The sequence below is a fragment of the [Acidovorax] ebreus TPSY genome (genome assembly GCF_000022305.1).
Lineage (GTDB): Bacteria > Pseudomonadota > Gammaproteobacteria > Burkholderiales > Burkholderiaceae_C > Diaphorobacter > Diaphorobacter nitroreducens.
The window spans coordinates 316,033-329,476 of record NC_011992.1 but is presented as its reverse complement, the minus strand read 5'-3'; the positions used below and the strand labels follow the sequence as shown (position 1 = coordinate 329,476).

Genomic DNA, 13,444 nt, shown 5'->3' with positions numbered 1-13,444 from the left:
AGACAGGAGCGCGGCACATGGCCAAGTTCTTCATCGAGCGCCCCATCTTCGCGTGGGTGATCGCAATTTTCATCATGGTGATCGGCGCTGTCTCGATCACCCAGCTGCCCGTGGCACAGTACCCCACCGTGGCTCCCCCCACCATCCAGGTGACCGTGGCCTACCCCGGCGCAACGGCGCAGACACTGGAAGACAACGTGCTGTCCGTCATCGAGCGCGAGATGAACGGCGCCACCGGCCTGGCCTACATGGAGACCACCAGCCAGGCCAACGGCACCGGCACCATCGTGCTGAGCTTCGAGCCCGGCACCAACGACGACCTGGCCCAGGTGGATGTGCAAAACCGCCTGTCGCGGGCCACGCCGCGCCTGCCGGCGGCCGTCACCCAGCAAGGCGTGCGCGTCGAGAAATCGCGATCCAACTTTCTGCTGTTTTCCATCCTCACGTCCGACAACCCGGACATAAACATCGACGCGCTCAACGACTACGCTGCCCGCAACGTGGTGCCCGAACTCCAGCGCCTGCCTGGCGTGGGCGGCGTGACGCAGTTCGGCTCCGAGCGCGCCATGCGCATCTGGATCGACCCGGCCAAGCTCAAGGGTTTCAACCTGTCGCTGGATCAGGTCAATGCCTCCATCCGCGCGCAAAACGTGCAGGTGTCCGCCGGCAACCTGGGCGAGCTGCCCAGCCCAGCGGGCCAGACCATATCGGCCACCATTGTCGTGAAGGGCCAGCTGTCCACACCCGAAGAGTTTGGCAACGTCATCCTGCGCGCCAACACCGACGGCTCCACCGTGCGCCTGAAAGACGTGGCGCGCATCGAACTGGGCGCGCAGACCTACAACTTCAGCGGCCGGCTCAATGGCTCGCCTTCGGTGGGCATGGGCGTGCAGCTCACCTCCAGCGCCAATGCGCTGGCCACGGCCGACGCCGTGAAGTCCAAGCTGGCCGAGCTGCAAAGGTACTTCCCGCAGGGCGTGGCCTACACCATCCCTTACGACACCTCCACCTTCATCTCGGTGTCCATCGAAAAAGTGGTCTATACCCTGCTTGAAGCGATCGGACTGGTGTTTCTGGTGATGTTCCTGTTCCTGCAGAACTTCCGTTACACCATCATCCCCACCATCGTGGTGCCGGTGGCCTTGCTGGGCACCTTTGGCGCACTGCTGGCCATGGGGTTCTCGATCAACGTGCTGACCATGTTCGGCATGGTGCTGGTGATCGGCATCGTGGTGGACGACGCCATCGTGGTCGTGGAAAACGTCGAGCGCATCATGGCTGAAGAAGGCCTGCCACCGCTGCAAGCCACGCGCAAGGCCATGGGCCAGATCTCCAGCGCCGTGATCGGGATGACCGTGGTGCTGGTGTCCGTGTTCGTGCCGCTGGCCTTCTTTGCAGGCTCGACGGGCAACATTTACCGCCAGTTCGCGGTCACCATGGCCACGTCCATCGCATTTTCGGCCTTCCTGGCGTTGTCGCTCACCCCCGCGCTGTGCGCCACCCTGCTCAAGCCCGTGACCGAGGGACACCACGACAAAACAGGCTTCTTTGGCTGGTTCAACCGGTCCTTCAAGCACGCCACGCACAGCTACGAGTCCTTTCTGGCCAGGCTCGTGCGCCGCAGCGGCCGCATGATGATCATCTACGCCGTGCTGCTGGGCGCGGTGGCGGTGGTGTACATGCGTCTGCCGACCTCGTTCCTGCCCAATGAAGACCAGGGCTTTCTGATCTCCAACGTGCAACTGCCCCCTGGCGCCTCGCAAGAGCGCACCCGTGCAGCATTGACCAAGGTGGAAGAGTTCATGCTCAAACAGCCTGAAGTGCGCGACATCGTCACCGTTTCGGGCTTTTCGTTCTCGGGTCAGGGGCAAAACGCCGGCCTGGCCTTCATCACCCTCAAGGACTGGAGCGAGCGCCCCGGTCCCGACCAGACCGCGCAGGCCGTGGCCGGTCGCGCCATGGGCGCGCTGGGCGGCTTTCGCGATGCGTTCATCTTCACGCTCAGCCCGCCACCCATCCCCGAACTGGGCTCGGCGTCCGGCTTCACCTTCCGCCTGCAAGACCGCGGCAGCAAGGGTCACGATGCGCTACTGGCGGCACGCAATCAGCTGCTGGGCATGGCCTCGCAAAGCAAGGTGCTCGCCGCCGTGCGCCCCGACGGCATGGAGGACGCGCCACAGATGCAGATTGACATCGACCGCGACAAGGCCAACGCCCTGGGCGTGTCCTACGACCGCATCGCCAGCGCGCTGGCGACGGCGCTGGGCTCCACATACGTGAACGACTTCCCCAACCAGGGCCGCCTGCAACGGGTAGTGGTGCAGGCCGACGGGTTTGCGCGCATGCAGCCCGAGTCGGTGCTCGACATCCCTATCCTCAACGACAAGGGCCAGGTGCTACCCCTGTCCACGTTTGCGTCCACGCGCTGGATCACCGGCGCCATGCAGACCGTGCGCTACAACGGCTATCCGTCGATGAAGATCGCCGGTGACGCCGCCCCGGGCTACAGCACGGGCGACGCCATGGCAGAGATGGAGCGCCTTGCCTCCCAGCTACCCGAAGGCTTTAGCTTTGAGTGGACCGGCCAGTCCCGCGAGGAAAAACTTGCCGGCTCGCAAGCCCTCGTGCTGTATGCGTTCGCGCTGCTGGCGGTGTTTTTGTGCCTGGCGGCGCTGTACGAGAGCTGGTCCATTCCGTTCTCGGTGATGCTGGTCGTACCGCTGGGCGTGCTGGGCGTGGTGCTGGGCGTGCTGCTGCGCGGCATGGCCAACGACGTGTACTTCCAGATCGGTCTGGTGACCATCATTGGTCTGTCGGCCAAGAACGCCATCCTGATCGTCGAATTTGCCAAGGACCTGCAGGCCCAGGGCAAGAACATCATCGAGGCCGCGCTGGAAGCCGCCCACCTGCGCTTTCGCCCCATCGTCATGACCTCGCTGGCGTTCACGCTGGGCGTCGTGCCGCTGTATCTGGCCTCCGGCGCGAGCTCGGCCAGCCAGCGCGCCATCGGCACCGGTGTGGTCGGCGGGATGATCACCGGCACGCTGCTGGCCGTGGTCTTCGTGCCCGTGTTCTTCGTGGTGGTGCGCAGCTTCTTCAAGGGCAGCCGCCGCCAGCAGGAGCATGACGCCCAGCAGGCACTCCAACACCGCGGCGAGGCCTGAGCCCCGCCGGCAGGAGAACAACCTATGCAATCGCACACCCTCAACCGCGCGCGCCCTGCGCGCGCCCTCTCCCCCCTGCTAGCCGCGGCGCTGGTGGCGGGCTGCAGCTTCATCCCGACCTACGAACGTCCTGCGGCCCCCGTGCCGCAGGCCTATCCGCTGGCGGGGGCCGAATCCACGACCTCCGCGCGGGCCGCGGCGGACATCGACTGGAAGGAATACTTCACCGACCCCCGCCTGCAGCGGCTGATCGGCATGGCCCTGGGCAACAACCGCGACCTGCGCGTGGCCATGCTCAATGTCGAGCAGGCGCGCGCGCAATTCCAGATCCAGCGCGCCAACCAGTTCCCCACGGTCAACGCCATCGCCAGCGGCACGCGCCAACCCAGCGCGACCACGGGCAGCTACGCCAATCAGTTCCAGGTGGGTTTGGGCATCTCGGCCTGGGAGATCGACTTCTTCGGGCGCGTGGCGGCCCTCAAGGAGCAGGCCCTGGCCCAGTACCTGGCCACGGACGAGGCGCGCAAGTCGGCGCAGATCAGCCTGGTGGCGGCCGTGGCCTCGGGCTGGCTCACACTGATGGCCGACGAGGAGCTGCTCGACATCTCGCGTCGCACGCTGGAAACGCGCGATGAGTCGGTCAAGCTCACACGCCTGCGCCTGGAGAACGGCGTGAGCTCCGAGCTCGACAACCGCCAGGCCGAGAGCCTGGCCCAGGCCGCACGCGCCACCTATGCGCAGCAGCAGCGCCAGCGCATGCTCGATGAAAACGCGCTGGTCCTGCTACTGGGCCAGCCGCTGCCCGACGACATCCGTGCCAGCCTGCCCTCCTCGCGCCTGGCCGACGCCACGCCCATGCAGGCGCTGCCCGCGGGCCTGCCTTCCGACCTGCTGGTGCGCCGCCCGGACGTGCGCATGGCCGAGCAGCAGTTGATCGGCGCCAACGCCAACATCGGCGCGGCGCGCGCGGCGTTTTTCCCGCGCATCTCGCTCACCGCCCAGTTCGGCACCGTGAGCGATGAGCTGTCGGGGCTGTTCAAGAGCGGCTCGTGGGCGTTCTCTCTGGCGCCGCAACTGGCCCTGCCGATCTTCGATGCCGGCCGCAACCAGGCGGGGTTGGAGTCCGCGCGCGCGGGCCGCGAAATCGCCGTGGCCCAGTACGAGAAGTCCATCCAGACCGCGTTCCGCGAGGTGTCCGACGCCCTGGCCGGCCAGGCCACGCTGCAGGAGCAGGTCGACGCCCAGCGTGCCCAGGCGCAGGCGGATGCCAAACGCTTCGAGCTGTCGGACCTGCGCTATCGCAACGGCGTGGCCAGCTACCTGGACCTGCTGGATGCGCAGCGCTCGCTGTTCGCCACCCAGCAGTCACTGGTGGTGACACGCCTGCAGCAACTGCAGAACCAGGTGACGCTCTACAAGGTGCTGGGCGGCGGCTGGACCGCTCCCGCCGAAGAGACCCCACGCTCCTGACATAGGTCACGACGCGCGCCTGCCCGTTTTTTCCCCAACGGGCGGGCGTGGAGCGCGCTCCTATAATCGAAAAGTCTTTTCCCTTCAGCCCCCAGTACAACAGAATCACCAGAGGATCCCATGAGCGACACCCACGACGAAGCGCATACCGGACCGATCAAGAACCCCAAGCAACTCCTGGTCACCGTCATTTTTGCGTTTGTGCTCCCGGTGTTCGCCATCATCGGCCTGGTGCTGTTCGTCACGGCCGACAAGAAGCCGGCGGCCGGCTCCGCCAACCCCGAACTGGCCGTGGCCCAGCGCATCCAGAAGATCGGCAACGTCGAGGTGCGCGACGCCAACCGCCCGCTGCGCACAGGCGAAGCCGTCTTCCAGGGGCAGTGTGCCGCCTGTCACGCCACCGGCGCCGCGGGCGCGCCCAAGCTGGGCGACGCCGCCGCCTGGGCGCCGCGCATTGCCACGGGCTTCGAAGCCCTGGTGCAATCGGCCCTCAAGGGCAAGGGCGCCATGGCACCGCAGGGTGGCGGCGACTTCGACGACACCGAGATCGCGCGCGGCGTGGCCTACATGGCCAATGCCGCCGGCGCCAAGTTCGAGGAGCCCAACCGTCCCGGCGCCGAAGGCGGCGCGGCCGCTGCGAGCGCACCTGCCTCCAACTAAGGCCCTTTTCGCCTCGTCACAAGCCGGCCGCGTGCCGGCTTGTTGGTTTCTGGCCGGGGGTTTTCTGCAGTGCGCGTTACGCCGGCAGTGGGCCCGCAACCGCCTGCGGGCTCGGCACAAAGCCGTAGGCACCGGGCAGGTCGGCCGCCAGCACCTCGCGTGGCGTCCAGCGGCCCTGATCGATCTGGCGTGCCAACGCCTCCACATCCAGGCTGTGCACCAGGCCCAGGCCGGCGGTGCAGGCCAGGTACACGCGGCCGGCCTCGTCCACCAGGCACTCATTCGCCCGACCGGCCGGCCGGCCGGTGTGCGCCACGGGCTCGCCGTCGGCGCCCAGACGCCAGATCAGCGGTGTGGCCTCCAGTTCCACATAGACGCGCTGCGGTCCGTTCTGGAAGAACCAGCGGCCTTCACCATCCGCCTCATAGTTGCGGTGGATGAATTCGATCAGCTTGGCATGCTCCAGCCGCGTTCCGCGCGCCACGGCGAAGCCGCCCTGTAACTGCACGGCGTCATCGCGCAGGTACCAGTGGCCGCGCGCATCCAGCCCCAGCCAGCCGTAGCAGGCCGGCACGTTGGGCCATTTGGCGATGGCCTGCTTGACGATGTCATCCATGACAGCGATTGTGCGCCCTCGTCCGCGCCCCCGCAGGTATTCACCCCAGCGCCGCGTGGTCGGCCAGCCAGGCAGCCACGGCTTCGGGCAGGGCGCGCACATGGCCGGGCCAGCCGCCCTGCGCAAAGCCGACGTGGCCGCCATGCGCCGGCTGCCAGAGCGTGACCACGGGCGCCACCTCACCGTCGCGCGGCAGGCTGGCGCCGGGCACGAAGGGATCGTTGCGCGCATTGACCAGCAGCGCCGGCACGCGCACCGCAGGCAGCAGCGGCTTGGCCGACGCGCGGCGCCAGTAGTCGTCCGCATCGCGAAAGCCGTGCAGCGGCGCGGTGAAGATGTCGTCAAAAGCGTGCAGATCGCGCGCGGCCAGCAGGGCCGCGCGGTCGAACAGGCCGGGGTACTGCGCCAGCTTGGCCAGCGCCTTGGGCACCATGGTGCGCAGGAACATGCGCGTGTACACCTGCCGGTTGAAGCCCCGCCCGATGGCGTGGCCGCCGGCCGCCAGGTCCAGCGGAGCGCACACGCTGGCGATGGCGTCCGCGCTGGCGAGCGCGCTGCCGCCCTGCTCGCCGGCCCAGCGCATCAGCGCATTGCCGCCCAGCGACACCCCCACGGCCAGCAGCGGCGCCCGCGCCCCACCGCCGGTCCGCTGCAACCCGGCCAGGCGCCGGAGGATCCAGTCGATCTCTTCATGGTCGCCCGAATGGTAGGCGCGCGGCGCGCGGTTGATCTCGCCGCTGCAGCCGCGAAAATGCGGCACGGCAAAACCCCAGCCGCGCTCGCGGGCCACGCCGGCGAAGGCCTGCGCATAGTGGCTGCGCGACGAGCCTTCCAGTCCATGGAACAGCACCAGCAGCGGCGCGGGGGCCGCGCCCGCCGCGGCACACGGCCGCAGGAAGTCCACGTCCACGAAGTCGCCGTCGGGCGCCAGCCAGCGCTCGCGCACATAGGCCGGCGGCGGCCCCAGCGTGCGCCGCGCCCACAGCGCGGGCCAGATGGTCTGTGCATGGCCGCCGGGCAGCCACCAAGGCGCTTCATATTTCATAGCTGGCAGCGCTTGCTGGTATTGTGCTAGAGGCCCATTTGACCCATAAACCAGCCCATCAAAGGCTTGGCATCAATGCAGCAGGTGCCCGGCGGGCGCAGCGCCCTCGGCCTCGTGCATGCCGGCGGCGCTGGCATGGTGCGCCACCAGGCGCCAGCCTTGCGGGGTCTTGTGGTAGACGTTGGTGGCCTGTACCACGGCCTCGCGCGGACCGTCGGGCAGCATCACACGCACATGTTCCAGCACGCTGTGCACGGCACTCGCCAGGGCCTGCACGCGCATCACCTGCGCGGGATGCACGTTGAGGCCGCCCTGCTGCAGCAAGGTGGCGAACGCCGCGCGGATGGCGGCGGGCCCCACGTGGCGCGCGGCGCCGGGGTGCACGCAGACGATGTCGTCCTCGTCGGCCCAGCAGGCCATCACGCGCTCCACGTCGCCGGCTTGCAGGGCGTCGTAGAACGCGGCTTCCAGATCGTCGGGGGAACCGGCCAGGGCGGCCGCGCGCAGCGGGGTTCGGGGCATGGCGAAGTGTCGGTGGTTGCAACCCAGCCGCGTATTGTGCCGTTCGATGGCCCTGTCATGCGCCTGGCCGATGCATGCACAATGATCGGCATGCGCGGCGCCGTGCCGCCCGTCTTTCTTCTGCATTGAAAAGGCCTCTTCACCATGAAACGACTCATCGCCATGCTTTCCGCCGTGCTGGCCCTCTCGGGCTGCGGCTACAACGACTTCCAGCGCCTGGACGAGCAGTCCAAGGCCGCGTGGAGCGAAGTGCTCAACCAGTACCAGCGCCGCGCCGACCTGGTGCCCAACATCGTGGCCACCGTCAAGGGCGAGGCGGCGTTCGAGCAGGAGACGCTGACCAAGGTGATCGAGGCGCGCGCCAAGGCCACCTCGATCCAGGTGACGCCCGAAACCCTCAACAACCCCGAGGCGTTCAACAAGTTCCAGCAGGCGCAGGGCGAGCTGTCCAGCGCGCTGTCGCGCCTGATGGTGGTGGCCGAGCGTTACCCGCAGCTGCAGGCCAACCAGGCCTTCCGCGACCTGCGCGTGACGCTGGAGGGCACCGAGAACCGCATCACCGTGGCACGCAACCGCTACATCCAGACCGTGCAGGAGTACAACGTGCTCGCACGCAGCTTCCCCACCAACCTCACGGCCATGGTGTTCGGCTATGAACCCAAGCCCAGCTTCACGGTGGCGAACGAGGCCGAGATCTCTGCGCCGCCCCAGGTTGATTTCTCCAGCCCCGCACCCGCCTCCAAGCCCTGACATCGGGGTTGTAAGCAAAATATGCCGCTAGCGCTTGCCCTTCAAGCGCTGATAGCTATATTTCTTGTAGCTATCGGAGCCCTCCCCGCCACCGCGCAGCCGCTGCGCGCGGTGCCTGCGCTGCAGGCGCGCGTGATCGACCAGACCGGCACGCTGAACGACGCGCAGCGCCAGAGGCTGGAGGCGCGGCTGGCCGCCATCGAGCAGCAGCACGGCTCGCAGGTGGTGGTGCTGATGGTGCCCACCACCGCGCCCGAGGACATCGCCGCCTTCGCCAACCGCGTGGGCAACGCCTGGAAGATCGGCCGCAAGGACGTGGGCGATGGCGTGCTGGTGGTCGTGGCCAAGGACGACCGGCGCATGCGCATCGAGGTGGCCAAGGCGCTGGAAGGCGCCATACCCGACATCGCCGCCGCGCGCATCATCGACGGCGCGATGAAGCCGCGCTTTCGCGAGGGCGACTTTGCCGGCGGGCTGGACGCCGCGGTGCAGCAAATCGGCGCGCGCATCGCGGGCGAAAACCTGCCCGCGCCGCAAAGCAGCCAGCAGGGCGACGGGCAGGGCCGCGGCGCGTCCGCGGGCTTTGACTGGACAGACCTGGCCGTCTTCCTCTTCTTCGGCGTGATGGTGGCGGGCCCCGTGGTGCGCCGGCTGTTCGGCCAGCGCCTGGGCGGCCTGGTGATGGGCGGCGGCGCTGGGTTCCTGGCCTTCATCGTCACCTCCAGCCTGCTGCTGGCGGGTGGCGCGGGGCTGCTGGCGCTGCTCTACACCTGGATCTTTGCGGGCCGCGGCGGCCCCGTGGTGTGGCACGGCGGCGGTGGCGGCTGGGGAGGCGGTCACGGCGGTGGCTGGGGCGGTGGAGGCGGTGGTGGATTCGGCTCGGGCGGCGGCGGAGATTTCGGCGGCGGCGGTGCATCGGGCGACTGGTAGGGCGGCAAGCACAGAGCGAAACACCATGGTCACACCCTCTTCATCCCCACCTTCCGGCGTGCTGGCGCGCCTGGCGCGGCTGCTGCGGCACCGTTGGTCCGACGGCGGCCTGCACCAGGCCCTGCCACCCGAGGTGCTGGAGCGCCTGGGCCAGCGCGTGGCCGCCAGCGAGCGCCGCCACACCGGCCAGATCCGCATCTGCGTGGAAGGCGGCCTGCCGCTGTCGTACCTGTGGCGCGGCGCCACGGCGCGCGAGCGCGCGGTCACGCAGTTCGGCAAGCTGCGTGTGTGGGACACCGAACACAACAACGGCGTGCTCATCTACCTGATGCTGGCCGAGCATGCCATCGAGATCGTGGCCGACCGCGCTCTGGCGCGCCGCGTGCCCCCGGCGACATGGCGCAGCATGGTGTCGCACATGGCCGAGGCCTTCCGCCAAGGCCGGCACGAGGACGGTCTGACCCAGGCGCTGAGCGAGGTCTCTGCGCTGCTCGTGGAGCACTTCCCGGCCACCGAGGGCGTGGACCGGCCGAACGAGCTGCCCGACGCCCCCGTCATCCCGGGCACGGTGGACTGAGTACCAGAGCACGCCTTGCGAGGCGGAACTCCCTTTTCGATCACTCCTTCAGGGCAGCGCCCAGACGCGCCCCGCCCCCACCGCGAAGCGCTGGCGCCCCGGCGCGGCGGGCACGGCATGGCCGCCGGTGAACTCGCCAAAGGCCGGCAACACCAGCAGGCCCGGCTCCGCCACGAAACAGGGCATGCGCAGCGCATCGCGCCCGCCGCCGTACAGCACGGCCGTGGGGTGCAGGTGCCCGGCCAGCACCCACTGCCCCGCGCGGTGCTGTGGATGGTGGCAGCAGGCGAAAGGTCCCAGAGACCAAGGCTCCTCCACGATGCGCGCGCGCAGCCACGCCGGTGGGTCGCCCGCGTGGCGGTCGTGGTTGCCGCGCACCAGCACCAGTTCCAGTGCCGCATGGTCCTCGCGCCAAGCGGCCAACGCGCGCAACAGCGCGGGCGCGTGGGCCTCGGCCGCATGCAGGAAGTCGCCCAGCACCACCAGGCGCTGCACGCCGGGGTGGCGCGCCAGCAACTGCGCCAGCCGATCCAGGTTGCCCTGCGTGGTGCCCGCGGGCACGGGCAGGCCGCGCGCGCGGAAGGTGGCGGCCTTGCCCAGGTGCAGGTCGGCCAGGCACAGCATGGCGCCCTCCGGCCACCACAGCGCGCGCTCGGGCAACAGCCACACGGTGGTGCCGGCCAGGTCCACGGCCAGGTCGGCGGGCAGATCAGGCGCGTGCATGGGTCACAGGCGCGGCAACGGGCGCGAAGGCTTGCGCGCGCGGCGTGGAGAACGGCCCCGCGCCGCGGCCGGCGCGGCGCCCGTGCCCTCGGAGGCATCGGCAAAGTCCAGCGTGCAGCGCAGTGCGTCGGTGACGGCGGACGATGCTTCCTGCCGCGGTGGCGCGGCCGGGGGGGCGGCGCGCCGGCGGCGCGGCGGGTCAGGAGGCACGACGTCCTGCACCGGCGGGGCCGGTACGGGTTTGCGCGCGCTGGCGGCGGCTTCCATGTCGCCCAGCATGCGCGCGATGCGGTCGGCCAGCGCCTCGTTGCTGAGCTGCTCGCGAAAGCGCTCCACCATCAGCGGAAAGGCCAGCGGCCCGGGTCGCACGAGGGGCCGCACCATGAGCTGCTGCGCCTGCATGCGTGTGAGCGCCGCCAGCAGCTGTGCCACGTCCAGCTCCTGGCTCAGCACTTCCTGATCGGCCTGGCGCAGCAGCAGGTTGCCCGCGTCATAACGCCGAAAGACCTCGAAGAACAACTGGGAAGACGCCTGCAGCTGGCGCGCGCTGCGCTGCTCGCCTGGGTGGCTTTGAAAGATGAGCCCCGCCACGCGCGCAATCTCGCGAAAGCGCCGGCGCGCCATTTCGGTGGCGTTGAGGCTGGCCAGCACCTCGTGCAGCAACGCTGCGCGCGCGTCACGCTCTTGCGGCACCCCCTCGGGCGCCGTGGCGTTGGCAGTGTTGCGAATGGCCAGCGCCTCGTCGGGCGCCAGGCCGTGCGCCTGCCGGGCGGCCTGCGGCGCGGCGGCGTCGGTGCGCAGCAGGTCGGGCAGCAAGGCCGGCCAGTCGCGTTCTGTGGCGGACAGCAGCTCCAATCCATAGTCGTTCACCGCGATCGAGAAGGTGCCCGGTACCCCCTGGGCCGCGCGCCAGGCGAACAGGCTGGCCAGCCCGATGTGCGCATGCCGGCCGGCAAACGGGTAGAGGAACAGGTGCCAGCCCTCGCGCGTGTGCAGCGTCTCGGCCAGCAGCGTGCCCGGCGTGGGCAGGGCGGACCAGCGGCGCTGCACCTCCAGCAGCGGGCGCACGGCGCGCAGCTCGGGGCTGGCGTAGCGGCCCCGCCCCGCCTGCGCGAGCTGTTGCACCACGTAGTCGGCCAGCACGGTGGACAGCGGCATGCGCGAGCCGTTCCAGCGCGGCACCGTGGGCTGCCGCCCCGGCGCGCGCCGCACGAAGGCGGTCATCTCGCGCGTGCGCACCAGTTCCAGCACCTGCCCTGCGAACACGAAGCAGTCGCCCGGCGACAGCCGCGCGATGAAGCCCTCTTCCACCGCGCCCAGGCGAGCGCCCTGCAGGATCTGCACCTGCATGCTGGCATCGCTCACGATGGTGCCGATGTTGGCGCGGTGGCGGCGCGCCAGGCGCGCGTCGGGCAGGCGCCACACACCGTTCTCGTCCGGCACGACACGGCGGTAGTCCGGGTAGGCCGCCAGGGCGCTGCCGCCACGCGCAACGAAGTCCAGGCACCACTGCCACACGCCGCGCGGCAGCGTGCGGTACGCGGTCGTGCGGCGCACTTCGGCATACAGTGCCTCGGGCTCGAAGCCCCCGCCCAGCGCCACCGTGGCCAGGTGCTGCACCAGCACGTCGACGGGCTGGTGTGGCGAGACGCGCTTTTCCACCCGTTCGGCATGCACCGCAGCGCGCGCGGCGGCGGCCTCCACCAACTCCAGGCTGTGCGTGGGCACCAGCGTGATGCGCGAGGGCCGCCCCGGTGCGTGGCCCGAGCGGCCGGCGCGCTGCAGCAGGCGCGCCACGCCCTTGGCCGAGCCGATCTGCAGCACGCGCTGCACCGGCAGAAAGTCCACACCCAGGTCCAGGCTGCTGGTGCAGACCACGGCGCGCAGGCTGCCGCTCTTGAGCCCCGCTTCCACCCATTCGCGCACACCGCGGTCCAGCGAGCCGTGGTGGATGGCGATCTGCCCCGCCCAGTCCGGCCGCGCGTCCAGCAGCGCCTGGTACCACTGCTCGGCCTGCGAGCGCACGTTGACGAACACCAGCGTGGTGCCGGGCGACTCCTCCAGCGCGCGCACCACCGCCGGCAGCATGGCCAGGCCCAGGTGGCCAGCCCAGGTGAAGCGCTCGGGCCGCTCGGGCAGCAGGGTGTCCACCACCAGGCGCTTTTCCACGCGGCCGCGCACCAGCGTGCCGCCTTCCCGGCCCAGCAGCGTCTGCATGGCCTCGGGCAGGTTGCCCAGCGTGGCCGACATGCCCCAGACCATGAGCTGCGGGTTCCAGCCCGCGAGCCGCGCCAGCGCCAACTGCACCTGCACGCCGCGTTTGTTGCCCAGCAGCTCGTGCCATTCATCCGCCACCACCAGACGCACGCGGGCCAGTTGCTCGCGCGCGTCCGCGCGCGCCAGCAGCAGCGACAGGCTTTCGGGGGTGGTCACGAGCACCGTCGGCAGACGCCGCGCCTGGGCGCTGCGTTCGGCGCTGCCGGTATCGCCCGTGCGTGCGCCCAGGCTCCAGCGCGCCAGGCCGGCATGCTGTGCGGCCAGGGCCTGCAGCGGCGCCGCCAGCGCACGCAGCGTGTCGGCGGCCAGCGCGCGCATGGGCGTGATCCACACCACGGTGAGTGGTGCGGTCCGCGGTGCTGCTTCGTTATTTATAGCGTGTACCGCCGGATGGACGGGCGCTACAGGCCGTTTTGACTCCCAGTCCGCAAAGGCCTGCAGCGCCCCGAGCCACACCGCATAAGTCTTGCCGGCGCCCGTGGTGGCGTGCAGCAGGCCCGAGCGTCCCTGCGCGATGGCGCGCCACACCTGGCGCTGGAAGGCAAACGGCGCCCAGCCGCGCGTGGCCAGCCAGCCGGTTGCGAGGGGGAAGCGCGGGGCGGTCACGGCACCCCCCGTTGCACCGCGCAGCCAAGGCATTGCCGCCGCACGGGCCATGGCGTTTCGAGGGAAAATCGCCTGCAGCGCCCATCCATCCAGCGCCAACAGCT

General features: G+C 69.8%; 11 protein-coding genes. 6 read left to right on the top strand and 5 right to left on the bottom strand.

All coding sequences use genetic code 11. From position 1 onward, the window contains the following. Positions 1-17: 17 nt before the first annotated feature. The 3 genes from DTPSY_RS01565 (at position 18) to DTPSY_RS01555 (ending at position 5,294) form a co-directional block, all read left to right on the top strand. Positions 18-3,164 (top strand): efflux RND transporter permease subunit, encoded by a 3,147-nt coding sequence (locus DTPSY_RS01565; protein WP_012655389.1) that lies wholly within the window; start codon positions 18-20, stop codon positions 3,162-3,164. Between the two features lie 24 nt (positions 3,165-3,188). Continuing rightward, a complete protein-coding gene (locus DTPSY_RS01560) occupies positions 3,189-4,634 on the top strand; it encodes an efflux transporter outer membrane subunit (protein WP_012655388.1) in 1,446 nt (481 codons plus the stop codon). A 120-nt stretch (positions 4,635-4,754) separates the two neighbouring features. After that, entirely contained in the window at positions 4,755-5,294 is a 540-nt protein-coding gene (locus DTPSY_RS01555; RefSeq protein WP_012655387.1) for a c-type cytochrome, read from the top strand. Positions 5,295-5,370: 76 nt separating this feature from the next. Here DTPSY_RS01555 and DTPSY_RS01550 read toward each other — a convergent pair whose 3' ends face one another. From DTPSY_RS01550 to DTPSY_RS01540, 3 genes are all read right to left on the bottom strand, one after another. Continuing rightward, a complete protein-coding gene (locus DTPSY_RS01550; RefSeq protein ID WP_012655386.1) occupies positions 5,371-5,910 on the bottom strand; it encodes a DUF2946 family protein in 540 nt (179 codons plus the stop codon). Positions 5,911-5,950: 40 nt separating this feature from the next. Then, entirely contained in the window at positions 5,951-6,955 is a 1,005-nt protein-coding gene (locus tag DTPSY_RS01545; RefSeq protein WP_012655385.1) for a YheT family hydrolase, read from the bottom strand. Between the two features lie 72 nt (positions 6,956-7,027). Next, the gene (locus DTPSY_RS01540) at positions 7,028-7,477 is read right to left on the bottom strand and encodes a YybH family protein (RefSeq protein ID WP_011803781.1); all 450 of its coding nucleotides are present in this window, start codon (positions 7,475-7,477) and stop codon (positions 7,028-7,030) included. Between the two features lie 144 nt (positions 7,478-7,621). Between DTPSY_RS01540 and DTPSY_RS01535 the strand changes: the two genes are divergently transcribed. Genes DTPSY_RS01535 through DTPSY_RS01525 form a run of 3 tightly spaced genes read left to right on the top strand, consistent with a single transcriptional unit; the run spans position 7,622 to position 9,734 of the window. Continuing rightward, positions 7,622-8,227, top strand: coding sequence for a LemA family protein (locus DTPSY_RS01535; RefSeq protein WP_012655384.1), 606 nt, complete (start codon positions 7,622-7,624; stop codon positions 8,225-8,227). Between the two features lie 21 nt (positions 8,228-8,248). After that, positions 8,249-9,157 (top strand): TPM domain-containing protein, encoded by a 909-nt coding sequence (locus tag DTPSY_RS01530; protein ID WP_012655383.1) that lies wholly within the window; start codon positions 8,249-8,251, stop codon positions 9,155-9,157. 25 nt (positions 9,158-9,182) lie between these two features. Continuing rightward, complete coding sequence (locus tag DTPSY_RS01525; protein WP_012655382.1) at positions 9,183-9,734, top strand: TPM domain-containing protein; 552 nt, start codon at positions 9,183-9,185, stop codon at positions 9,732-9,734. A 48-nt stretch (positions 9,735-9,782) separates the two neighbouring features. Here DTPSY_RS01525 and pdeM read toward each other — a convergent pair whose 3' ends face one another. Both pdeM and DTPSY_RS01515 read right to left on the bottom strand, forming a co-directional pair. Next, positions 9,783-10,457: a ligase-associated DNA damage response endonuclease PdeM gene (pdeM, locus tag DTPSY_RS01520; RefSeq protein ID WP_012655381.1), complete on the bottom strand. Its 675-nt coding sequence runs from the start codon at positions 10,455-10,457 to the stop codon at positions 9,783-9,785. A gap of 3 nt (positions 10,458-10,460) precedes the next feature. Continuing rightward, complete coding sequence (locus tag DTPSY_RS01515) at positions 10,461-13,373, bottom strand: ligase-associated DNA damage response DEXH box helicase (RefSeq protein ID WP_012655380.1); 2,913 nt, start codon at positions 13,371-13,373, stop codon at positions 10,461-10,463. Positions 13,374-13,444: the final 71 nt, after the last annotated feature.

Bases quoted from the DNA above. Each gene is read 5' to 3' on its own strand.
- DTPSY_RS01565 (WP_012655389.1), top strand. From the start codon at position 18: ATGGCCAAGTTCTTCATCGAGCGCCCCATCTTCGCGTGGGTGATCGCA.
- DTPSY_RS01560 (WP_012655388.1), top strand. From the start codon at position 3,189: ATGCAATCGCACACCCTCAACCGCGCGCGCCCTGCGCGCGCCCTCTCC.
- DTPSY_RS01555 (WP_012655387.1), top strand. From the start codon at position 4,755: ATGAGCGACACCCACGACGAAGCGCATACCGGACCGATCAAGAACCCC.
- DTPSY_RS01550 (WP_012655386.1), bottom strand. From the start codon at position 5,910: ATGGATGACATCGTCAAGCAGGCCATCGCCAAATGGCCCAACGTGCCG.
- DTPSY_RS01545 (WP_012655385.1), bottom strand. From the start codon at position 6,955: ATGAAATATGAAGCGCCTTGGTGGCTGCCCGGCGGCCATGCACAGACC.
- DTPSY_RS01540 (WP_011803781.1), bottom strand. From the start codon at position 7,477: ATGCCCCGAACCCCGCTGCGCGCGGCCGCCCTGGCCGGTTCCCCCGAC.
- DTPSY_RS01535 (WP_012655384.1), top strand. From the start codon at position 7,622: ATGAAACGACTCATCGCCATGCTTTCCGCCGTGCTGGCCCTCTCGGGC.
- DTPSY_RS01530 (WP_012655383.1), top strand. From the start codon at position 8,249: ATGCCGCTAGCGCTTGCCCTTCAAGCGCTGATAGCTATATTTCTTGTA.
- DTPSY_RS01525 (WP_012655382.1), top strand. From the start codon at position 9,183: ATGGTCACACCCTCTTCATCCCCACCTTCCGGCGTGCTGGCGCGCCTG.
- pdeM (WP_012655381.1), bottom strand. From the start codon at position 10,457: ATGCACGCGCCTGATCTGCCCGCCGACCTGGCCGTGGACCTGGCCGGC.
- DTPSY_RS01515 (WP_012655380.1), bottom strand. From the start codon at position 13,373: ATGCCTTGGCTGCGCGGTGCAACGGGGGGTGCCGTGACCGCCCCGCGC.